Source organism: Brakhagea slesvicensis (genome assembly GCF_052161625.1).
Taxonomy (GTDB): Bacteria; Planctomycetota; Planctomycetia; order Pirellulales; family Pirellulaceae; genus JBKCUI01.
The window spans coordinates 98,837-120,656 of record NZ_CP197412.1 but is presented as its reverse complement, the minus strand read 5'-3'; the positions used below and the strand labels follow the sequence as shown (position 1 = coordinate 120,656).

17 protein-coding genes are annotated in these 21,820 nt (G+C 54.1%); 10 read left to right on the top strand and 7 right to left on the bottom strand.

What is annotated here, in order from left to right:
* Positions 1-15 precede the first annotated feature (15 nt).
* The 4 genes from SH467x_RS00475 to SH467x_RS00460 all read left to right on the top strand — a co-directional run bounded on the left by SH467x_RS00475 (position 16) and on the right by SH467x_RS00460 (position 5,988).
* Positions 16-2,427, top strand: a complete 2,412-nt coding sequence (locus SH467x_RS00475) for a hypothetical protein (RefSeq protein ID WP_482369354.1) — start codon at positions 16-18, stop codon at positions 2,425-2,427.
* Complete coding sequence (locus SH467x_RS00470) at positions 2,424-4,307, top strand: hypothetical protein (protein WP_482369353.1); 1,884 nt, start codon at positions 2,424-2,426, stop codon at positions 4,305-4,307. The genes SH467x_RS00475 and SH467x_RS00470 overlap by 4 nt, the downstream gene beginning before the upstream one ends.
* A 14-nt stretch (positions 4,308-4,321) precedes the next feature.
* Positions 4,322-4,615: an FmdB family zinc ribbon protein gene (locus SH467x_RS00465; RefSeq protein ID WP_482369352.1), complete on the top strand. Its 294-nt coding sequence runs from the start codon at positions 4,322-4,324 to the stop codon at positions 4,613-4,615.
* Between the two features lie 479 nt (positions 4,616-5,094).
* The gene (locus SH467x_RS00460; protein ID WP_482369351.1) at positions 5,095-5,988 is read left to right on the top strand and encodes a lysophospholipid acyltransferase family protein; all 894 of its coding nucleotides are present in this window, start codon (positions 5,095-5,097) and stop codon (positions 5,986-5,988) included.
* A gap of 9 nt (positions 5,989-5,997) precedes the next feature.
* Here the strand turns inward: SH467x_RS00460 and SH467x_RS00455 are convergent, their stop codons facing one another.
* A complete protein-coding gene (locus tag SH467x_RS00455) occupies positions 5,998-7,029 on the bottom strand; it encodes a DUF1559 family PulG-like putative transporter (RefSeq protein ID WP_482369350.1) in 1,032 nt (343 codons plus the stop codon).
* A gap of 318 nt (positions 7,030-7,347) precedes the next feature.
* Between SH467x_RS00455 and SH467x_RS00450 the strand changes: the two genes are divergently transcribed.
* From SH467x_RS00450 to SH467x_RS00435, 4 genes are read left to right on the top strand one after another with little or no spacing between them, the layout of a single operon-like run.
* Positions 7,348-8,133, top strand: a complete 786-nt coding sequence (locus SH467x_RS00450) for a DUF4114 domain-containing protein (protein ID WP_482369349.1) — start codon at positions 7,348-7,350, stop codon at positions 8,131-8,133.
* A 51-nt stretch (positions 8,134-8,184) separates the two neighbouring features.
* On the top strand, positions 8,185-8,604 hold the full coding sequence (locus SH467x_RS00445; protein ID WP_482369348.1) for a TadE/TadG family type IV pilus assembly protein: 420 nt from the start codon (positions 8,185-8,187) through the stop codon (positions 8,602-8,604).
* Between the two features lie 30 nt (positions 8,605-8,634).
* Positions 8,635-9,873 (top strand): vWA domain-containing protein, encoded by a 1,239-nt coding sequence (locus SH467x_RS00440; RefSeq protein WP_482369347.1) that lies wholly within the window; start codon positions 8,635-8,637, stop codon positions 9,871-9,873.
* A gap of 17 nt (positions 9,874-9,890) precedes the next feature.
* On the top strand, positions 9,891-10,388 hold the full coding sequence (locus SH467x_RS00435) for a TadE/TadG family type IV pilus assembly protein (protein ID WP_482369346.1): 498 nt from the start codon (positions 9,891-9,893) through the stop codon (positions 10,386-10,388).
* Here SH467x_RS00435 and SH467x_RS00430 read toward each other — a convergent pair.
* From SH467x_RS00430 to SH467x_RS00420, 3 genes are read right to left on the bottom strand one after another with little or no spacing between them, the layout of a single operon-like run.
* Positions 10,385-11,323: an SDR family oxidoreductase gene (locus SH467x_RS00430; protein WP_482369345.1), complete on the bottom strand. Its 939-nt coding sequence runs from the start codon at positions 11,321-11,323 to the stop codon at positions 10,385-10,387. The two genes, SH467x_RS00435 and SH467x_RS00430, sit on opposite strands and share 4 nt — an antisense overlap.
* A gap of 39 nt (positions 11,324-11,362) precedes the next feature.
* On the bottom strand, positions 11,363-11,842 hold the full coding sequence (locus tag SH467x_RS00425) for a hypothetical protein (RefSeq protein WP_482369344.1): 480 nt from the start codon (positions 11,840-11,842) through the stop codon (positions 11,363-11,365).
* Positions 11,842-13,722 (bottom strand): ExeA family protein, encoded by a 1,881-nt coding sequence (locus SH467x_RS00420; RefSeq protein ID WP_482369343.1) that lies wholly within the window; start codon positions 13,720-13,722, stop codon positions 11,842-11,844. Before SH467x_RS00420 ends, SH467x_RS00425 begins: the two co-directional genes overlap by 1 nt.
* Positions 13,723-14,043: 321 nt before the next feature.
* Between SH467x_RS00420 and SH467x_RS00415 the strand changes: the two genes are divergently transcribed.
* Positions 14,044-14,232 carry a Flp family type IVb pilin gene (locus SH467x_RS00415; protein WP_482369342.1) on the top strand — a complete coding sequence of 63 codons (189 nt, stop codon included), beginning with the start codon at positions 14,044-14,046 and terminating at the stop codon, positions 14,230-14,232.
* 26 nt (positions 14,233-14,258) lie between these two features.
* Here the strand turns inward: SH467x_RS00415 and SH467x_RS00410 are convergent, their stop codons facing one another.
* The 3 genes from SH467x_RS00410 to SH467x_RS00400 all read right to left on the bottom strand — a co-directional run bounded on the left by SH467x_RS00410 (position 14,259) and on the right by SH467x_RS00400 (position 20,660).
* On the bottom strand, positions 14,259-16,511 hold the full coding sequence (locus tag SH467x_RS00410; RefSeq protein WP_482369341.1) for an ABC transporter permease subunit: 2,253 nt from the start codon (positions 16,509-16,511) through the stop codon (positions 14,259-14,261).
* Positions 16,501-17,253 carry an ABC transporter ATP-binding protein gene (locus SH467x_RS00405; RefSeq protein ID WP_482369340.1) on the bottom strand — a complete coding sequence of 251 codons (753 nt, stop codon included), beginning with the start codon at positions 17,251-17,253 and terminating at the stop codon, positions 16,501-16,503. The genes SH467x_RS00410 and SH467x_RS00405 overlap by 11 nt, the downstream gene beginning before the upstream one ends.
* A gap of 74 nt (positions 17,254-17,327) precedes the next feature.
* A complete protein-coding gene (locus tag SH467x_RS00400) occupies positions 17,328-20,660 on the bottom strand; it encodes an efflux RND transporter permease subunit (protein WP_482369339.1) in 3,333 nt (1,110 codons plus the stop codon).
* A gap of 144 nt (positions 20,661-20,804) precedes the next feature.
* Here SH467x_RS00400 and SH467x_RS00395 point away from each other — a divergent pair, with 144 nt between their 5' ends.
* On the top strand, positions 20,805-21,527 hold the full coding sequence (locus SH467x_RS00395; protein ID WP_482369338.1) for a hypothetical protein: 723 nt from the start codon (positions 20,805-20,807) through the stop codon (positions 21,525-21,527).
* Positions 21,528-21,820: the final 293 nt, after the last annotated feature.

Genomic DNA, 21,820 nt, shown 5'->3' with positions numbered 1-21,820 from the left:
GTTACCATAATCGATATGTCTACCGCACCTAAAGTATTCCGTCCTTCGTACGATTCCGACCTCGACTCGTTACCGGTTCCAATCCGCGAAACCTTGCATGCGGTCCGTGGCCTGCTCGGTCGATTCGTTTTTTCGCAAGCCGTGGTCCAGTGGCTGATCTGGGGTTTCACCGCGTTCTGGCTTTTTGGATTCGTCGATTATTTACCAGCCATGATGGGGGCTGCCGAGTCTCCGCGATGGGTTCGCATTGGGATGTTGGTTCTGCTGGTGTTGGGATCGATCTATATCGCGTACCAACAAATTTGGCGGCGATGGTTGGTACGATGGTCGGACGACGCGATCGCCCTTCTCATCGAGAGACGCTATCCCAATTTCCAAAGCGCCTTGATCACAACCGTGCAAGCGACCAGACCTGCACGCGGCGAATTGGCATCGATCCGGACCGAGGAACGCGACGCTCACCCCCATAGGCTTGGGTTTTTGGCATTAGCACGCCAGCGCGCCCTGGACCAGATTTCCACCGTTGAAATCGCAAATCTGGTTCGCACACGCCCTCTGCAATTGCAGATGATTGCCCTGGGAGCCGTGCTTGCTATCTCCCTAAGCCTGGGATTGATCTATCCTCAATGGACAGCGCATTGGAGCAAGCGGTGGTTCGCCCTATCGAACGCTCCTTGGCCGCGAAGCGTCGTGCTCGGAGTTACAGGCATCGAGTTTGAGGTCCCCAGCTTTACAGGTGGAGGAGCTCGTGGACGCTATTTGCTCCCATTCGTTGAGAACAGTGTGGCGATCCCCAAAGGCCAATCGGGCGTCCTCAAGAGTTATGCGTCCCTGGATGCGAAGCGAGTTCCCGACCTCTGCACCGTTTACTATCGGGACGAAGAGGGTAACCGCGGCCGCGCGAACATGCGACGCGTCGCAGCCAGTGACCAACAACAAGGCTTTCTTCTCGACGGGCCACCTCTCGAATCCATCAATCAATCTCTCACTCTGAGTATTGTCGGCGGTGATGCACGCTTGGCGGACTTGCGACTCCAAGCGGTCGATGCGCCGTTGATTACCAAAGCGGAGGTTCGAGTCAAATACCCTCCGTACCTCCAGCGATCGACCCAGACGAGATGGGGAGAGGAGACACTCCCCTACCAAACAGGGTTGCGACTCCCTCAAGGCTCGGTGCTGGAGTTGATCTTAACATCCAACAAGCCGATTGAGCGATGCGATTACGTGTTCGTCAAATCGACCGAGCTAGCCAATAGCAGCCTGCCAGAACAATCGTTTGAGAATGCAGCTCCATCCGAAAGCTGGGCGATTCCGCTAGGCTCGCTCGACAGTAGCATCCTGGCAGAGTTCCGCGTTTGGGATAAAGACGGAATTTGTTCTAGTCGGGTGCAGCAATTTGTTATTTCTTCCATGATCGATCAGCCACCGCAGGTTGACATGGTGCTCGATGGTATCGGAACGGCAATCACCGAAGTGGCGACAATTCCTGTCCAGGGGAAGGTGAAGGATGAGTACGACGTTCGCGAGGTTTGGATCGAGGCGTTGTATGGGGAAGGTGTCCCGCTTCGCGAAGATATCGCCAACGTCGTGGATGGTAGCCTCGCCAAAGTGATCGATTGCAAAGAACTCAAAGACTCGGGAAAGCTGCCGATCCAAGCCGGTGGATCCTTGGCAATCACCTTGGTCGCCTCGGACTATTACGATTTGGTAAGCGAACCCCATCTCGGAAAAGCCAACACGGTGCAGCTTTCTGTCGTGACGCCCGACCAATTGCTTCTGTTGCTCGATCGCCGTGAAGCCGCGATGAGAAAGCGGATCGAGCAAATCATCGGCGAACTCACGCAGCTGCGAGACTTGCTTTCGAACATCCAAAAGCGAAGCGAGCCACCGACAGCCTCCGACTCAGAGGGTGCGGAGGAGGCGGAGGTGGAAAACGACCCTTCCAGAGTCTTGAGAATTCAATTGCTTCGTTCTCAGCAGGCGATGTCTCAAATTTCGAAGTCGGAGGGGGAACTAAATGGTGTTGAGAAAGAAATTGGGCAGATTAGCAAGGAACTGATCAACAATCGCATCGATAGCGTCGACCGACGAACACGCTGGCAACAAAAGATCCAAGCCCCCTTGAGAGAGATGCTCGATGGTGTTTGGAAGGGATTCTCGAGCGATGTCGCCGAACTGGAAAAGGCATTTTCCAAAGCGACCGAACCTCCGAATCCTTCACCGACGCAAGTGGTCGACGCGATGAAAAAGAACGATGAGATCCTGTCCCGCCTGCAAGCTGTCTTGGCAGATATGCTCGAGATCCAAGACCAAACGGCCATTATTGATATGTTGCGCGATATCATTCAAAGCAGCGATCAATTGATGGACGAGACGAAAAACCATAAGAAGAACCAAGACCGCAAGGCGTTGGAGTTGTTGAAATGATCGCAGTCGACTTTTCCAAAGTGCCTTATCAAAGCGGATTGCGTCGTACGCACCCGATCGCTTCGATCTTGTCCCTCCTGGCACTAGGCGTGGCGTTCTTTCTGGCTGCTTGGGCGGGCATTGCAAGCGCTCAATCACCCGGGCAACCTCCCGGGCAAGCACCGAGCGAGGCAGAAGGGCTTGAAACCAAACAAAAGCAACTGGTTCAACGCTTCCAGAAATTGGAAGAACTCTTCTTGCGCATGAGCGAATTGGAGGCGGTTTCGAATCCTACCCACGCAGGCCTTTTGATGCAGGCAGCACAGCTCAGCAAGCAGCTTGGAACCCGCCAAAGGCTCTATTCCGCCGCAGAGTTGATTGCAAAGGGGCAGCTGTCCAAAGCGATTCAAGAACAAGAGTCTGCGCACGACACGCTCAAAAAATTGCTTGAACTGCTTCAGAGCGAGAACCGAGCTTCGCGGATCCGAGACGAACGAGCCAAGCTCGAGGAGATTCTCAATGACTTGCGACGCATCGAGAGCATCCAGCGCGCCCTGCGAGGGCGCACCGAGGCCGGACAAGACCTAAAGCAAGCCGGCAACGATCAAAAGGATCTTAACAAGCAGGTCGAAGCGATCGAATCCAGCCTGCAAGATCCCGATTCGGAAAAGAAGGAAGCTCAGGCGGAACCTAAGAACACCGGGGAGTCCACCGACTCCGGTCAATCCACACAGGAGCCGAAGAACTCAGACCCTCAAAAGCCATCGGACAGCCAGAAGCCATCGGACACCCAGAAACCATCGGACACCCAAAAGCCGTCTGACACCCAAAAGCCGTCTGACACCCAGAAGCCGTCTGACACCCAGAAGCCATCGGACACCCAGAAGCCATCGGACGCCCAGAAGCCATCGGACACCCAGAAGCCGTCGGACGCCCAGAAGCCATCTGACACCCAGAAACCGTCTGACTCCCAGAAGCCATCCGAGTCGAAAGACCCATCGGATCCATCCGCCCCCGAATCCTCCGGGGATGGCGAAACTAGCAAACCCGAATCCAAAGAGGAGAGGGCTCGAAATCGGGTCCAACGAGCAAGGGAAAAGATGCAGCAGGCGCAGCAAAAGCTAGAGGATAACAATCGAGAGGAGGCGGTTGAGGAGCAGCAAGCGGCAGAGAAGGAATTGCGTGATGCGGTCGAGGAGCTTGAGAAAATCCTTCGCCAGTTGCGTGAGGAAGAGATCGAGCGTTCGTTGGTGGATCTGGAGACGCGACTTCGCAAGATGAATGAAATGCAAAAGTTAGTACGAAGCGAGACGCAAAAGCTCTTTGAACTGACAGGGGATGCCAAGGATCGGAGTTTAGAGATCCAGTCCAATAAACTGTCGATTGAGCAAGGGAAAATTGTGATGGAGGGGCAGCGAGCGTTGCTTCTGCTGCAAGATGAGGGATCGAGCACGGCATTTCCTGAAGCGATGGAACAGATCGTGAGAGACTGCCAGCAGGTCGCCAAACGGTTGGTCGGCGGGAATGTTTCCGAGTCCACCCAGGCTCTTGAGGAGGAAGTCATCGCTGGGCTCGAGGAGCTCCTGGAGTCTCTCAAGCAGGTTCAGAAGAACCGAGAGGAAAAGGAGAAAAAGATGCCGGGGATGCAACAGGGGCAACAGCAGGATCCCAAAGATCAGCCCCTCGTCGATAGCTTGGCAGAGCTGAGGCTCCTGAAGACTCTTCAACTTCGAATCAACCGCCGGACCCAATCGGTAGCGAAGCAATTGGACCAAGCCGAGGATGCCATTGGCCAAGTGCAAAGTCCTGATCTAAAATCAGAGCTGGAGGACTTAGCTGGGCGGCAGCAAAAAGTCTACGAAGTGACTCGAGATATCCTCATCAAAGCCAGTCAGAACTAAGATTTGAAATAGCGATGCCGATTTACGTATATGAGATAGTTCGAGACGGAGACAATCCTTCCGAAACGTTCGAAGTGATTCAACGTATGAGTGACGAGCCGCTCCAGGTACATCCGGACACAGGCGAACCTGTAAGGCGGGTACTGAGCGCTCCGTCGATAGGTGGGATGTGGTCGGATTCGGCGATGGGAAAATCGACGAACGATGACAATCTAAAGCGATTGGGATTCACGAAGTACGTCAAGACCGGAGACGGCTCGTACGAAAAGACCGTTGGTAAAGGCCCGACGAATCTTTCGGCCGATTAAAAAAGGGAGACCGTTCAACTCCGCGAGTACCCGAGACCTTTTAGGACGGAAAGCAGCTCGTCCGTGGTAACATACCGACGTCGATGTTGTATTTTGTAGCGATCGATAGCTTCTGCAAGCTCGCGGCCGTCCGAGGAAAGGTGATTGTAGGAGTTTCCGAATTGTCTTCTCTCAACGCCGGGGGGACCGGATGACGAGTCGGTGGAGGATCGTTTTCTCCGGTCCGGAAACGGCAACTGAGGAAGTGATTCGTCGCTAGGGGAGGATGCTGCGGCGAGTGGTGCACTGATGATCGGAGTCCTGGACATGAAGTTCGACACCTTCGACGGGACCAAATGAGAAGACCAAGAAATCACTGTAAGCCTAGGACGAAATCCCGCTTCTGGGCGAGTGTCATTTTCAGAATCGGGCCATCCATGCCCGGCGGGATTCGATCAAGTCGATTTTAGTATTCGCAAGGATTGAGACGGTTATAACGCATGCAAACGATAGGTCCATTTGGTTCGTGGTGGGTATCCTTGCTATGGCTTGGTAGCCTCGCAGCCGCAATGCTATGGATGGTTCGAAGAAGGCTCGTGTCTCCCGGTCCTTATAACGTTTGGGAACGGTGCCTCTATGCGCCCGCCTACACGCTTGCGAGATTGCTTTGGCGAGTGGAAATTCGCTGGGACCCCAGATGGGACAATCATTCTGGCCATACAGCAATCGATTCTTTTCGGGATGGTTTGCGAGAGCGAGTCCGAGGAGGCGCGGTGCTCATCGCCAACCATCGATCGTCCGTCGATCCCTTTTTTATCCAGCTAGCAGCGGGTGCACGCGTCCACTGGATGGTCGCGGCGGAATATTTCCCGCATCCGCTTTTTGGACCATTGTTAAAGTCCTATCAGGCGATCCCGACGCGGCGAGGTGGCGCGGACAATGGTGCCACGAAACTTGCTATCCGCTATGCGTCGCAAGGCGGTTTTGTGGGGATGTTTCCCGAGGGCCGCATCAATCGCACCTCTTCTCCCCTGCTCACCATTCGACCTGGAGCTGCCTTGGTCGCGGCCAAAAGCGACGTGCCCCTAATCCCGATATGGATCGAAGGTGCACCGATTGGTCCCGAAGTTTACAGCGCCCTGTTTCTTCCGGCGAAAGTCAGTGTCACCGTCGGTTTTCCCGTCCATCGACCGAACGGCAATTTGCCCGCACCCGAGTCATCGCTAGCCCTCGAAGGTCCCTTGGAGGACGCCAACGCGGAAACAGGCTTGACGAAACAAACTCGCGCGAAGCATCTTCATTGGATTGAAGAAGCGATGAACGCATCGCTGCATCTGGGTAATCGATCGGACGAGAAGGTGAGCTTTGCTGGGAAGGGTTGGGTAGAGGACTGACCCGCGACCTTATTGCTCCAGTTGAATCGACTCGCCACCTGCTCGGGTTCCGAGCGCCCGCCAAACCAAGCGGTCCGTTCCATTGCTAAAGGATTGCACCGAACCGTCCAGCCGTGCCGCTTGAACCAGCCCTGTGTGAAAGCTGCGAGACGTGAGAATCGCATAGGACGGTGCGGTAGTGCTGTTTCCCTCTTGGCGTGAGTTGTAATCGATATCGTATTGCACGCCATTGTAGGTGTAGGGAACACGAGTGTTTGGCCCAAAGGTAACAGTAAAGCCTGAATGGTGTGCATGTCCGTTCGTCCACTCGCAACGACCTGTACCGGTTCGATCGGGAAAGATTCGATCTTTGATTCCCGTGTCTGCGATGATCGCGGCCTCTTCGACCGTCTGTGGCATGACCGTTGTCGGGGGACCACCGTTCCGTGTGTAGGCTTGCCAAGCGTGCACATCCGCGGCCCAGAGTGTATTGCTCATCCCGTCTGAGATGGCAGATACACGGAAATTCGCATTGGGATGGGTCGCACCGTCACCTCCTCGATTGGTTACCGGATCGTAGACGAACCATGTACCGAGGTTGAAAGCGTAGTTGGTGGGATAGAGCAGAAAGGAAACAGAGCTCCCTGTTGCCGCCGTGTCTCGAGGCGTATTGGATCTTGGGTCTGAAGGACAGACATAGGTGGGGACCCGATAGCCACTCAATATCGGAAACTGGTTCCACGACGTACTTAAATCGATTTGGTTCGCCAGATTGTTCTGCTCTAAATACGGGAATAGCCGACCGTGGATACTCCACGAGGCATTCGTGGTTACTCGAGGGATGACGCATGCGCTCGGGGGGATCCGTTGTGTTGTGGACTCGTAATTCATGGTTGCCAGCGCAATCTGTTTCAGATTGTTACTGCATTGCATCCGTCGCGCCGCCTCGCGAGCCGCTTGAACCGCTGGAAGGAGTAACCCCACCAGAACTCCAATGATGGCGATCACGACTAAAAGCTCGACCAACGTAAACCCCTGGCTCCGATTCTCTACTCTCGACATATTCCACCTCCGCATGAGTCACGCCCTTTTTCCATCCACTTCACACCATCCATGCACGTTGCTTCTTGAGCACTTCCGCAGAATAGTGACTGGATGTTGACCGACCAAATGCTGAACAAAGATTGGCCAGAGGAGTGGCTCGCTCCAGCCACCCCCCTCCCGTCGAACCATCTTTGGCGACTTTGCGGATTGCAACGATCGTTGAAGGTTTTCCGGCGAAAATCATGCGGTTTCCCGCCCTCCCCCAAGCAGTTGACAACGGAAGTTGACCTAGGGTTCTAGACGAGTCCCTCACTTGGTCCTATTCGGAATGTGGTTATGGCAGCGCAATTCTCAAAGTCTTTGGTAAGTCTCGCCCTTGTTCACATCGGTGCGTCGATTTGTTCTGGAGGTACCCCCGCATCCCCGCAAGCGACCCCTGTACCGCTCAACCTGACGCTTGCCGGGCAGGTTCAAGTTTCCGGCTCCGATGCCCGCTCTGCGGATTTCAACAAGAACTACTTGCCCGTGTTCAATAAAATCATCAACGACAACCTTTCGGAGAGTGTCGTCTTTACCAACGCCTCGGGGTTCAAACTCGACTCTTCCAAGCTCTTTCTGAGAATGCAGGCAAGGGAAACGATCCGTGTCTATTTCTTGGCTGAAGGTGCTGGGTATATGAATACGGTCGGGTTTGCGTTCACCCCAGCTGGAAGCCCGACGCCCGGCTCTCCTCGCGTCATGTACCCGAATGCTTCCGTAGGTACTGGCAAGAGGACCGTGACCGCCCCCATTCGCGCAGGAGACTTTGTCGAAATCGGCAAAGGAGGCAACGGTTGGCAATTGGACTTCTTCCTCATCGGTGATGCGTTCAACCTTTGGGCTAACGAGAAAAAGAGGAAGGCGAACGACTTCATTTGGTACTGGAACGACATTGAAAAGAATAGCGACGGGACCCAGCACGTCGTTGCCTTCGCACTCCCTAACAGTCCCTATATCCTCATCGGCTTCGAAGACTTATTCGGTGGTGGCGATAAGGACTACAACGATGCATTGTTCGTCGTCGACATCGGGATTGAAAATGTCGTCTCCCTGACCGATGACCCATCTACATTACCCAATTAAGTTCACCATTCGAGGCCATGTAGCCTCCCTGTAAGCAAACGACAGTCCTTTATGCGTCCCCCACCAACGAATCGCGCACAACTCCAGCGACATCGCCGAACCGGCGTTGCGACGCTAGAGCTCGCGCTCGTCCTCCCGGTGATGCTGATCTTCGTATTGGGGACGATTGAAATATGCCAACGCATATTCCTTCGCCAATCCGCTTTATTGGTCGCCTACGAAGGTGCACGGCTGGGAGTTCGAAGCACCACAAGCTCGGAAGAGGTGATGGCGCGCTGCAATGCGATCTTGACACAAAGACGGATCCAGGGTGGGTCGATCGAGCTTGAGCCCGCGAACCTTTTGGAATTAACCCCTGGTACATCCATTCGGGTGCGTGTCAACATTCCCTGGGCTAACAATACTCCCACTCGATTCGTCTTGAAAGATCAAGGAATTCTCACCGTGGACGTGCACATGCTGCGCGAATAGCGGAGCACTGCCCCAGGAAGCCAATCCATCATGCTCAACACAAACTCTCTCAAAATCAGTCCCTATCCATTTTCCCTCCGTCGTGTCGCCGCTATCCAGACGCTGAACAAGGACGGAGGTAGTGAACTGCGAAAAGGTTCCATTGTTCTGTTTGCCACCTTCGTGTTTCTTGCATTGGCGGCACTCTCTGGATTGGCAATCAATATTGCCTACATGGAACTGCTTCGTACCGAACAGCGTGTGGTGACCGATGCGGCGGCTAAGTCCGCCTTGGTCGTTCTCGGGCAATCGCAATCTCGTCAACAAGCTATCGAGGCCGCGAAGTCGATCGCTTCTTTGCACCGTGTTGCAGGTCGCTCCGTGAAACTGCAAGACTCCGATATCAAAATCGGCGCTTCAGTGATGATGCAAAATGGAACATTTAAGTTCACCGAAGTCCCCGGTGATTCGGCCTCGGTCACCAATTCGGTCCGAGTTGCGTGCAGTCTCAATCGAGTGGTCGAGGGAGGTGTGCCATTGATCATGATGCCCCAAATGATGGGCAATTCCAAATATCAGCTGGAGCAGTATGCTTCGGCAACACGCATCGAAATGGACGTCTGCGTCGTGGTAGACCGATCGGGCTCCATGGCATGGTCGCTCGGAGACAAGGCATTTGAATACCCAGGTGACCTTGCCGGAAAGTCACCCCTACAGAACTACTTTCAGCTAGCTCACCCCACGCTGAGTCGTTGGGCTGCCCTGAGGGACGCGATCGATGGTTTCGTGCAAGTCCTCGAAGAGTCTCCGATCCAAAGCCGCGTTGCCCTGGCGTCCTATTCCAGCAACTTCACCTTTGGAATCTGGTCGTCGGTGGTCGCAAGTATCGATGAACCCCTCACGACTACCTACACGAATCTTCCCGCTCGTCTCGATACCATCGCGCAGCAGCCATTGATCGGCAACACCAATATCGCTGCGGGATTACGAGAGGGAATCAACGCCCTGACCGATCCGTCCAAAATCCGGATCACATCTTCGAAGACGATCATCCTTCTTACAGATGGAATCAAAACGCAAGGTGATGATCCAGTCGAACTAGCGAACTTAGCCCGACAAATGAACATCCGAATCCATACCATCGCATTCAGCGATCAAGCAGACGTGCAATTGATGACGCAAGTTTCCCAAGCAGGCGGGGGACAATGCTATGTCGCGCCCGATGCAGAATCGTTGACCAAAACGTTTCGTACGATTGCTGCGACCCTACCGAACATGTTGACAGAGTAAAGAGGAACGCCAACGCGATGACCATTTCGAATTACCGATCGCATCCTTCATCCCGCTATCGGGTGGCGACCAAAAATCGGCGAGGCGCTTTTACTGTCGAATTTGCCTTCTGCGCAGGGATCTTCTTCATGATCCTGATGGCTGGTGTCGAGTTCTCTCGCTTTATGTTCGCGCGTCACTCGGTCGATCAAGCGGCCTACGAAGGTGCTCGAGCAGGGATCATCCCCGGGGCTACATCCAGCGATGTCCGTCAAGTCGCCACTCGCATCCTGAACGCAACGGGGATTCGAAAGGCAACGATTCAAGTAACGCCAGAAACCATCAACGATAATACGGCAGAAGTAGAAGTTCACATCCGGTGCAATTACGCCGATAGCTCATGGATGGGGCCCCTATTCCTCGGCGCTGCGGTGATCGAAACTCGATTAACCCTCGATCACGAGAACAAAGCCTACCTCGTGAAGGAACGAGCCCCCGGCATCGGTGATAATGATCACGAGCCAATTGATATCTAGCGGGCCGTCTGACGATAGTAGTCGATGGTCTTCCTCAGGCCTTCCTCCAGTCCGATTTGCGGCTCATACCCCAGCAATCTTCTCGCTAACGTGATATCGGCCAAGCTTTCGCGAACGTCGCCGATACGGGGAGGCATGAACTCGATCTTTGGACGACAGCGTAGCATCTCTCCTAAGAAGTCGAGTAGTTGAAGCAATGTGGTCTGCCGTCCATCGGCGACATTGATCACCCGGCCTCCAATATTTGGCCTTTCCGCGGCTAGCAGATTCCCATGCACGACGTTGGCGACGTAGGTGAAGTCGCGAGACTGCAATCCGTCACCGTAAATGAGGGCAGGCTGCCCCTGCAAAATGCGGCTCACAAAGAGTGGAATAACCGCCGAATAGGGACTGTTTGGATCCTGCCTGGGGCCATAGACATTGAAGTAGCGAATGCCGACCGTTTCCAGCCCAAAACTATGGTAGTAGGCTTGGCAGTAGTATTCCCCGGTCAACTTCGCTACGGCATAGGGTGAGAGAGGCATCGGAAGATCCGTCTCTCTTTTGGAGGAAGTGGGCTGATCGCCGTAGGCGCTGCTGCTGGCCGCGTAAACAAAGCGCTTCACCTTGGCTTTGACACTCCAGTGCAACATGTTCAATGTCCCAGTCGCACAAGCATCATGGGTGTCGAGCGGCTTCTCCAACGACAAGGGGACCGATGCCAAGGCGGCTTGATGGAACACGCGCTCGATGCCAGACAACGCTTCTTGTGCTGCAATCGGGTCGGTGACGCTCCCCTTAACGAACTCGACGCGATCGGAGACGGCCTCCAGATTCTTCAGGGAACCCGTTCCGAGATTATCCAGGACTCGCACCGAATGCCCGGCATCCACCAGTCCATGAACGATGTGAGAACCGATAAATCCTGCTCCGCCGGTCACCAAGCACTTCGCCATTGCAATCTTCCCTTCTCGATCTTGTTGGGACCGTCCGCTCTAACCAATCGCCAAAGGACTGAGGTTTACAACATGGGTCCAGTATCCCAGCACTTCTATCCCATGGCCACGTAGATGACGGACACGTTTTTGGGTCTCGCGATCGGGTTGCGTTGCGAGGATGACTAGCCCATCACACTGCCGCCCGAGACTTAAGAGGTCTTGATCGGACGGAATGCAAAAATCGAGGAGCGTCAACCGATGCCGACGCCACTTCGACACCTCCGTAATCCCCGCAAAACGTTGATTCCTCGAGGATAGAACGTCGTCGCCTGGCAAATCCTCCGCCCGGACACGATAGGGCTTGGTCGAGAGTTCGACGCCGAGAGCGCGTGCTAATTCGTCGACGATTTCTGGCCAAAGCGATTCGATCCCACTCCCTTCTGACGAGAGGGAGGCAATTCCTAAAACGAATGGATCCCTTTTCTTGATCGATTTGACGATGGCTGAAATTGGGATGGAGATCTGTTGCACGTTCATCAATTGTTTCTCAGATTGCTGAACAACTTCGCATAGGGATGGAGAACAGGACGATTGGCTCCAGTCTTGGGAGCCGGCACCGATGCCTTGATCGTCTCGATATCCTCTTCGATGACCAGCATGTCCCGATCGTCGCTTGCGACGGGTTTGCTAATCATTGCATCACCCACTCCTCCTGTGAGGTTCCATTCATCCCTCATCTCCGCAAAGGTACCCGCGGTGTGGAACGCTGCGTCCGCCATCATCGCTTCCTCTTCCGTGGCAGTAGGGGGAGCACTCTCGATGGGATAGCTCGGCTCGAGTTCGACTATGATTTGAGTGGGATCGAAGGCCATGGCGCTGAGATTGAGTTCGGAAACCAAATCACGCATTTCCTCCTCCACTTGCTTTTCCAGGCTCGCCGCTTGGGAGGGAGTCATATTCGAGTACACGGTTTCGCTCGGTTCGTCCCAACGTTGCAATGGGAATGCAGGAGGTCCAAGCACTGGCTCCGATTCCATAAACGAATCTGCTTCAGGAATTTCGTCGTTGCTCGTTGTCGCAAATGGTTCGATACGTTCCAAGTCATGATTCAAGCTTCCGAAGGCTACCCCCGAATAGGCTTGATAGCCTGCAGAAGATTGGACAGGGAGATTGAACTCTTCGTCGAAATCGCTTCCAAATGGATCCTGAGAAACAATCGATTCCAAGCGAGACGGAGTTGCTTCGGCTAGCGGTTGCAGGGTGTAATCCTCGTGCCCTTCTGGTGCACCGTGGATCACTACTTCTTCCTCTTCCGTTTCCGTTTCTATTTCTTCCAAATCATCGAGCGGTCCGAACTCAACGATGGATGGAATGGAATTCTTCGAAACGGTAATCAGGCTTTCCAGAACCGAACTTGAGACTTGATTTGAAGAAGCAGGACTCGCCAGCTCAACCGTATGCAGTTCCGCAGTTTGCGTTTCAGCCGTATGCGTTTCTATCGTGTGCATTTCTGTCGTGTGCATTTCTACTGGCAATGTCGGTTGAGCCACGATCTCGACCGATTTTGCTTTCGTCTTCACGGACTCTGGCTCGCTCCAAGGATTTGGGAGCTGCTGGAGCATGCCCCACGCCTTGCCGATCACGTCGGCCGTTACGGGGCAAATCCTTTCTTGAGCTGCGATCCACATTGCTTGGTCGGCAAGTTGATCGATCAATCGAGGAATACCATCCGAACCGCGATGCAGCGCATCCAACGCATCGCGGGTGATCACGCGAGCGTGATTGACTCCGCACAATTCAATTTTATGAATTGCGTAGGCGGCAGTCTCTTGAATCGAAAGGGGCATGAGATAGCAACGTGCTGCCAATCGCTGGCTGAGCGACTCCATGTTTGGGTTGCACAACGCTTCATCAAGCTTCATATTCCCACAGAGCACCAGTCGAACTCGCGGTACGCCATTGCGATGGATGTTGGTCAACAGGCGGATCTCATCCAGCAGCTTCAAGGAAAGAGTCTGGGCTTCATCGACGATCAATAAGACGCCGTCGCTTCCCGTATCTTGAGGTGACTGCAGCCGATTCATCAGCGTGAGCCGTAGCTCTCCCTCATTGAGATCGCGATATGGCATCTGAAGTTCGAACAGGAGACTTTGAAGCAATGCGCGACGAGTGACCAATGGCGAGCTTGCAAGCATCACCACTTCAAAGGAACGTCGAAAATGTTCTGCCAATCGCAGGCAACACAGAGTTTTCCCAAGCCCGGTTCCGCCAAAAACGGCAACGGGGCCCTCCGCACGAGAAATGGCACGGGCCGCTGTTTGGACCGTTTGCTCCATCGAATTGGAAGGAAAGTAACGATCCAACGAAGGCGCAGCCAAGAATGGTCGGTTCACAAATCCAAAAAACGACTCGTACATTCGTTCAATCCCCGCTTGAGGCAATTTCTCCGGCCATCCCTGCCGTGTGAAATCAAGGCATTCCACGACCCATCGCCGCGTGTCGGTGAAATCGGACGCTCAAGCCATTCATCATGAGTACGATCGTTAAAATCGTTAGATTTTAAACCGCAACGTTGTTCGCTCTCTCAACGATGAGAAGATAGGAGTTCTAGCGAATTTGACGGGCCACGGTGGGATCTTCTGGGAATTCAACTACGGCATCGGCATCCCACGACGCACCGCTGACTGGATGGAACTATGGTTTCTCTAGGCCCGCATTTTTCCATCGATGGGTGTAACATGAGACTTACAAAATTACGGTGGCATCGCTTTTCACGAGGGGAAGAGGGTGCAACGGCGATCGAATACGCCATTTTGCTATCCCTCATCGTGGTCGCAGTCCAAGCGAGCGTCGGCCAAGTTGCCACGGCGACGAAAAACTCCTTTGACAAATCAGGCGAAGTGGTGAACGCTGCGCTCGGATCCTAGACTTCCTGCCCAGTCTGTCCTTCTTTTCAAGCAGGACCACCTTCGCCAGCCAATCGCTCGACTTGGGGTTTTCCCCTCTTTGCAAATGCCAGCAAGAAGACCGCGGCACCGATAGCAATCGCTCCCAGAACGAGCCATAGTGCAGGGAGATGTTCGGAGTTCCCTAGCCAGGGTGTGAGTTGCTCCTTTTCCAATCTTGAAAACAGCAGGACGATGCTGTTGTGGATCATGTGGATCCAAATTCCCGGGAGGATACTACCTGACGTCCAAGCGGTGTAGCCAAGAGCAATACCCAGCAAAAGGGTTGGTACAAACTTCTCCAACGATAAAACGTTTCCCGAGATAATGTGGAACAACGCGAATAGGAGACTGCTTCCCAAAATGGCGAGCAACGGCCTCAAACGGGATTGCATCGATGTCAACGTAAAGCCTCGAAAGAAGATTTCTTCGGCTACGGCCGGTATCAATGCTTGAGTGATCAAAATCCAGGTCAACGGAATGGCCATCCATTCGGCCTTCCACTTCTCCAGTTCGGGAATGAAAGAAGCCAGACTCCACGACTTGAACAAGAGCACTCCTTCGAGAGCGAACATCCACAACGTCGAGGCTAACAAGACGACGGAAAGTGTAATCATGAAGAATCGCCCCCAAACGCTCCCGGGGCTGGTCAATGCCCCTTGTCCCTTCGAGAGCCCCAAGGCGTTTGTTAGAGATACTCGCTGATAGATGAGCCAAAGGGATGGTAGCAAGACGAATAGAACTGCCAGCGCCAACGCATTGAGACCCATCAGCAATGCCGTTTGCCCTGACAGGAATCGTCCCATACTGGAGATGACAAACAACGCCGGAAAAAGGAATGCCAAGTAGATGGCGAAGTCTCCCAACTCCGGGAAACTCCTCGATTTCCGAGGCCTCCGAATCAAATCACTCCAGCTAGCTTGGCTTAACGAAGTGCTGTTCGCTGCACCGAACAAGTTCGCTGCTACGACCAAGGCCGCACCTCCGTATCCGATGGTGGTGATAATCGCAATCAGTGCGGGTATCAACGACGGTCCACCCCCCATGATATCGCGAGAAAGCAGCAAGACATTTAGAAGCGGCACCACAGCAAGGAAACTGGTGAACTCGACATTCGGCATCAAGGTAACCAATCCAGGGGCGAGGGATAGCAACATCACGGGAATCAAATATGCCTGAGCCTCTTTGAAGCTCTTTGCGAACGAACAAAGGGCGAGCAAGATCGAACTGAAAAACGCCGCGAAAATCGCGAGGATGGGCAGGATCTGAACAAGCGTCCAAATACCAAAACCTCCCTCTCCAAATAAGGCTTCACCCAACCCGCCAAATGCGAGAGTAACCCAGGTAGCGAACAAGTTTGCCAGCGCGGTAAGGATGGCTACGGTTACTACGGCGACATATTTGCTGAGGAGCAATGCAAATCTTGGCGCAGGGGTAGCAATCATCGCCTCCATGGTCCCTCGCTCCCGCTCGCCGGCTGTGAGGTCGATCGCAGGATAAACTGCCCCTGTAATGGTCATCAGAATTAAAACCAACGGAATCACCGAAGCGACGGATGCGAAGGGGTCCTGTTTGCTTCCGACTCCGATGGATCGAAGTTGAACGATGGGTCCCAAGCGATTGCCTAGCGCCTGACTCAATGCTCGAAACTGTTGATCGTTGATCAATTGGCAAAGTCGTCTCAGAAGATTCGCAGCATCCTGGCTATGCCCATCCCCTTGTCGGAATTCCATTTCCGCTTGGATCGTCCAAATTGCTCCCTCGCGTGTCTGGCGTTCAGTTCGATGCAATTGAACGATTGCGACATCGATGATGCCAGCTTCCAAGGATTCGCGCAGAGTCCCTTCGTCTACTTGCACCAACCGGAACCGTTCGATTTCACTCAGCAACTTCTTTACGCGATTCGTGGGCAGATCCGTCGCGTCCTCTTGACCCTCGGCATCGGAATCGTTCGAAGCAAACTCTGGGGGAGGGATGGGAGAGGGCAAGTCCTGTTCGACGAGAACCGATCCTTCGTTAAGAACCTCCTCGATCGCTCTTCCCTGTTCAGGATCGACGACCCCCAGAACATAGGGGGTAGCAGGGGAACTGCCTGCCGCGCCGATCAAGAGGCGTTGCAACGCCATGCTTAGAAGAGGATAGACGAGAATCGGCATGAGGACTAACGTCATCACGGTTCTTCGATCGCGAAGGCTTTCACGCAACTCCTTCAAGCAAAGGCGCTGAAGCCGACCGCCGCTGAGATAAGTGCTAACATCCATCGGGCTGGCCATTCGATTCGTGAATGAGTTCGATAAACATATCGGTTAGGTGTTGGTGCCCTGTTGCATGCTGTAGGTCGGCGAGCTTACCTTCGTATCGCATTTTCCCTCGATGTAGGAGTCCGAATCGATCGCATACACGCTCAGCCTCATCCAGCCGATGGGTCGAGAGCAAAACTGCTTTGCCGCGACTTCGTATCAATTCGATGAACCGAAAAATCGTTTGACTTCCCACGACATCCAAACCTCTCGTCGGCTCATCGAGCAACATGACGGGTGGATCATGCATCAACCCTCGGGCTAAGATCACTCGCTGCTTTTGCCCTGTGCTCAACGTGCTACAGCGTTGCTCCAAGATCGTGTCGATTCCAAGTTGGCTCGTCAGCTCTTTCATCCGCTCCTTCGCCACGGACAAATCAACGGCGTAAAGATCTGCAAAGTACAGGAGCATCTCCTTGACCGAAAGCCAAGGATAGACGCCGTCGTTCGTTGAGATCAGACCGAGCATACTCCGATGGGAGATGGGATCGAGTGCCGTGGCCTGGTCTCCAATACGAACTTCCCCGCGATCCGGCTCCAACAGACCCATCACCATGCGCAACGTAGTCGTCTTTCCCGCTCCATTGGGGCCGAGCAGACCATAGACCTCACCGCTGGCGACATGAAAACTCACATCATGAACGGCAACCAACGGTTGCCCGCGAACGAGGAATTGTTTATGCAGATGATTCGCTTGAATCATTCAAAGGGCTCGCAATGGTGGGAACGAAGAAAGTGCCGCTATTCTAGCCAGCCCATCGAGCGCCCGTGAACGACTTATCCTGCATTCTGCAATGAAGCACCAGCATTCTGGGAAGAGGGCTCCGCATTTTGAGACGAGGACTCCGCGTTGGGTAACGACGACGGCGTGTTTCCCTTACTCGAGGACTTGTCTTTGCGAAACCACTTGCGAAAGGGACCATCTAAATCGTCCAAGTAACTGTAGAGAACCGGAACAGCCAACAGGGTTAGGAGCAGGGACAGAGTCTGCCCACCGGTCGCCAACACAGCAATGGAGCGGCGTTCTTCCGCACCCGGCCCTGTCGCTATCAACAATGGTAGCAGTCCGGCAACAAACGAAATCGTCGTCATGAGAATAGGACGCAAACGGTCTCGGTTGGCAAGGAGAATGGCCGACTCTCGATCCATCCCTTTGTGTCTCAACGCATTCGTGCAGTCGATCTGCAGAATCGCCGCTTTCTTTACCACTCCAAAGAGAACCAGTACCCCCAGCGCCGAGTACACATTGAGCGTCTCATTTCCCCAGTACAAACTGATCAAACCGAAAGGAACCGATAGCGGAAGGGTAAAGAGGATGGTCAAGGGATGGGCAAGATGCTCGAATTGGGCTGCCAGCACGATGTACATGAAGATGAAACTGAGAAGAAACGTCCAGCGAAATTCTCCCAGCGTCCTATCAAGTTCTCTTCCTCGACCCATAACGCGAGTCTCAAAGCCAGGCGGGACCCCAATCGCATCGGCCTCTCGCTTGATGGCATCGATCCGGTCTGCCAACGCGTAGCCTTGGGACAGATTCCCTCGAATCGCAACCATGCGCTGCCGATCCAATCGGTCGATCCGAGCTTGCGAATCCGCGAACTGAAAATTCACCAAATTCTCGACACGCGTCAGAGTTGTTCGACTTGACCCATCGGTCGGTGGGGAGTTGGGCTCTCTACTAATCATCGACACGGCGGCTGGATTCGTTCGAACGTACAACTGCGAAATGGAATCGGTGTCTTGCCGGTCGACTCCTACCAATCGCAACTCGACGTCGTAGGCATCATCCACGGAGGCATCCCGGTATCGGGAGACTCGGTCGTCTCCTCCGACAGCGACTCGAAGCGTATCTGCAATCTCTTGAACGGAGACTCCCATCGCTGCCGCTCGCTCCCGATCGATGTCGACAAGTAATTCTGGCTTATCCAGCCGCAATGTGGTATCGATGTCGACGACCCCATCCACATTGTTCAAGACCGCCGAACGGACCTTCTCACTAAATGTTGCCAATGCCTTGGGGTCTGGCCCCGTGATCGTGAAATCGATGTCGACATTCGGGCCTTGCCGCAACGACGTAAGATTGCGAAGCGACAAACGAACGTCGGGAAACGATTTGAGCAACCCACGGATCTCGGCCATCTTTTCCTGCTGGGAATAGTTTCCTTCGAATGCTTCTTTCGGTTGCCCTCGTAGGAGCTCCTTCCAAAGACGGTGCAGCGAGAAGCTTCTCTTTTCGGCATCTTCCAACCGCACGTAAATGTTCGCACTGTTCACGCCGCCGAATCCTCGCGAGCCAACCGACGTCAACGTTAATTCCACTCCCGGGATCGCCTGCAAAGTCTTTTCGATTTGCTCGACCGCGGAATTCATCGCCAAAATGGTGGTCCCCTCTTTGGCATTGATGCTGACTTCAAACTCAGACTCATCAACGTTGGTGGGGATATAGTCCTGTCGCACCCATCCGTATAACGGGATGTTGGCCAGGATCGTGAGGACGCACAAGATCAACGTCGCGAAGCGGTATCGCATCGCTAGCTTGAGGGTCGCCATGTAGCCGACTTCGATCCAATGGTAGAACCCTCCTCGAGTCCCTTTCTCATGAGATTTCGCTTTGGCCCGCTCTTCTGCCGTCGGACTCTTCAACAACAAGCTGCACATCATTGGAGTCAGAGTGAAGCTGATAAACATCGAAACGAGAATGGCGACCGTGGCGGTTACTCCGAACTCAAACAGCATGCGGCCCGTCACGCTGGATAGGAACGACACCGGCAAAAAGACGATCACCAGGGAAACGGTTGTCGCCAATACGGCTAAACCGATCTCTTTGGTCCCCTCAATCGCCGCTTGCTTGGCATCCATCCCAAGCTCCTCGATGCAACGAAATACGTTTTCAAGCACGACGATCGCATCGTCGATCACGACTCCTACCATCAATACCAATGCGAGCATTGTGACGTTGTTCAGCGTAAATCCGAATGCCTTCATGAACGCAAACGTGGCGATGATAGAAGCAGGGATCGCCACCGATGCAATCAACGTCGATCGCCATGAACGCATAAACAGGAGAACGGTCAGACATGCAAGAATCGAACCGGAAATCAAGTGGTTCTCGATCTCGTGGAGGGCTGCAAGGATGTAACGCGACTGATCTTGGATCACTGTCACGTTGACATCCGACGGCAACAGTCCACGCGATCGTTCCAGACGCTCCTTCACACCTGCGATCACATTGACGGTGTTCTCACCGGATTGACGTTGGACGCTCAAGGTGACGGTGGGAACGCCATCGAGTCTCGCGATGGTCCGAACCTCTTTGGTCGAGTCCTCGACCGTCCCTAAATCCTTCAGGCGAATCGGGACTCCATCGATCGTATCGACGACCAATTCAGGAAAATCTTTCGCCGCCTCGACGCGTCCAAGGGTCCGAAGCGATCGCTCTCGAAGTCCCTCGTCCACTCGGCCACCCGGAACTTCTGTGTTTTGCCGCACCAATGCCTCACGCACTTGCAAGATCGACATTTCGTACGCCGCAAGCCGCTTCGCATCGACGTTGACCTTGATTGCACGCTCGGCCGCGCCGGAAATGGATACTTGACCAACTCCTTTGCTCGATTCGATGACGCTTTTGACGTATCGATCCGCCAGAAAATATAACTCGGTCGGAGTTCGCTCTCCCGACACCGCGATGGTCATGATGGGGCTGGAATCGATATCCGATTTCTGGACGACCGGCGGATCCACCGTGTCGGGCAGTCGGTTCGAGACCGCGGAGACAGCATCCCGAACGTCCTGCAACGCTGCATCGATATCCCGTGAAAGAGCGAACGTGATGATACAAATCGAACTGCCGTCGTTGGAAATACTGCGCAATTCCTCGATCCCTGCGACGGTCGACACCGCATCCTCAACGATTTGGGAGACCTCGGACTCGACCTCTTGGGAGGCCGCCCCGGGGTAATTCGTGCGGATGAAAACCGTCGGCAAATCCGTGCTCGGATAACGGTCGATCCCCAAACTGGGGAAAGCAACAATTCCCGCAACGACGAGGGCCATCACGAGCATCAGAGCGAACACAGGTCGCTTTACGCAGATTTCGGCTAGCCAATACAAGGTTGAAACCTATGGTGGGTTCGAGCGGCAAGAAGGTGGGAAAAGCAAGGCAGGGAGACTCCAAACGTCCAGCCCCATTGTAGTTGGAATGGCACCAAGTCTCCACCTGCATGTATGATCGAAGCTACTTTCAAGGACCATTGCATGATCGCAAAACGACAAGCCCCCAACCAGCTTTCCAAATTCAACCCACGGAATCCACTGCGAGCGCGAAGCCCCGTTTGGCTGATTGGTATCGTTCTGCTCCTCGCCCTCTACAGCGTCGCGCAACCCTGGCTTAACCGACAATTTGGCTGGGAATTGCCGGCTTTCTGGGTCGCGGATTCCGACTCCAAACGTCCCGATAACCCCTCGTCTCCCTCGCGCTCTGACAAATTGTCGGTACCGCAAGATGCTGGCGTGGAAGCGTCCGAAGCCTCCCGGGATGCAACGACCACCTCGACAGCCACCTCGACAGCAACCTCCGCAAAGAACTCGGCCGAGACGTTCTTAGAGAAGATCGCCGAACAAACCTTCCAATCTCCCGCTGGATTGCTCTACAAACGAGGTTCGGAAGAGGGCCATCGACTGAAACACTTGGAACGGCACCTCCGCGATATCCCCGAGCGACCTGGCCCCCACGGAGTCTTTCGTGGCTCGATGGCCGAATTCCTGCAGGCGATCGACGACGCCTACCTCAGAGCGATGAAAAAAGCGTCGGGGACTTCGAGTTCGCGGGACGCAGGAAGGACGATTCTCGAGGTCCAATTCCCTCGCGAGATCGGTTTCTTGGGGGGACAAGAAGGGAAACGGAAATCCAATCCGCCATTGAGAAAGCTCAAAATTGTCTTGGATGACGATTCCGTAATCACCGCCTACCCGTTCTAAAGACCCATGCCGACCTCAAAATTACTGTACATTTGCTCGTGTCCCATCTGTGAACAAGGTCTATTGAGGCCGCGGATATGCAAGTCCGATGCGAATCCCTCGGAATCGGTTGCGACCATTCTGTGTGACGAGTGCGATGCGGTTTGGTCCACTCCCTCTCTCCAAGAACGCATCCTCACCAAGAATGAAGGGGAACCGGCTTGCCCTCGATGCCAAAAATCCCTTTGGGGCCCCCAAAGCCACTGGGCCACGCTGGAAGAAATATACCTACTCGGTTGGTATAACTACGTCCA

Coding starts and splice junctions, on each gene's coding strand:
- SH467x_RS00475 (WP_482369354.1), top strand. CDS start 16: ATGTCTACCGCACCTAAAGTATTCCGTCCTTCGTACGATTCCGACCTC.
- SH467x_RS00470 (WP_482369353.1), top strand. CDS start 2,424: ATGATCGCAGTCGACTTTTCCAAAGTGCCTTATCAAAGCGGATTGCGT.
- SH467x_RS00465 (WP_482369352.1), top strand. CDS start 4,322: ATGCCGATTTACGTATATGAGATAGTTCGAGACGGAGACAATCCTTCC.
- SH467x_RS00460 (WP_482369351.1), top strand. CDS start 5,095: ATGCAAACGATAGGTCCATTTGGTTCGTGGTGGGTATCCTTGCTATGG.
- SH467x_RS00455 (WP_482369350.1), bottom strand. CDS start 7,029: ATGTCGAGAGTAGAGAATCGGAGCCAGGGGTTTACGTTGGTCGAGCTT.
- SH467x_RS00450 (WP_482369349.1), top strand. CDS start 7,348: ATGGCAGCGCAATTCTCAAAGTCTTTGGTAAGTCTCGCCCTTGTTCAC.
- SH467x_RS00445 (WP_482369348.1), top strand. CDS start 8,185: ATGCGTCCCCCACCAACGAATCGCGCACAACTCCAGCGACATCGCCGA.
- SH467x_RS00440 (WP_482369347.1), top strand. CDS start 8,635: ATGCTCAACACAAACTCTCTCAAAATCAGTCCCTATCCATTTTCCCTC.
- SH467x_RS00435 (WP_482369346.1), top strand. CDS start 9,891: ATGACCATTTCGAATTACCGATCGCATCCTTCATCCCGCTATCGGGTG.
- SH467x_RS00430 (WP_482369345.1), bottom strand. CDS start 11,323: ATGGCGAAGTGCTTGGTGACCGGCGGAGCAGGATTTATCGGTTCTCAC.
- SH467x_RS00425 (WP_482369344.1), bottom strand. CDS start 11,842: ATGAACGTGCAACAGATCTCCATCCCAATTTCAGCCATCGTCAAATCG.
- SH467x_RS00420 (WP_482369343.1), bottom strand. CDS start 13,722: ATGTACGAGTCGTTTTTTGGATTTGTGAACCGACCATTCTTGGCTGCG.
- SH467x_RS00415 (WP_482369342.1), top strand. CDS start 14,044: ATGAGACTTACAAAATTACGGTGGCATCGCTTTTCACGAGGGGAAGAG.
- SH467x_RS00410 (WP_482369341.1), bottom strand. CDS start 16,511: ATGGATGTTAGCACTTATCTCAGCGGCGGTCGGCTTCAGCGCCTTTGC.
- SH467x_RS00405 (WP_482369340.1), bottom strand. CDS start 17,253: ATGATTCAAGCGAATCATCTGCATAAACAATTCCTCGTTCGCGGGCAA.
- SH467x_RS00395 (WP_482369338.1), top strand. CDS start 20,805: ATGATCGCAAAACGACAAGCCCCCAACCAGCTTTCCAAATTCAACCCA.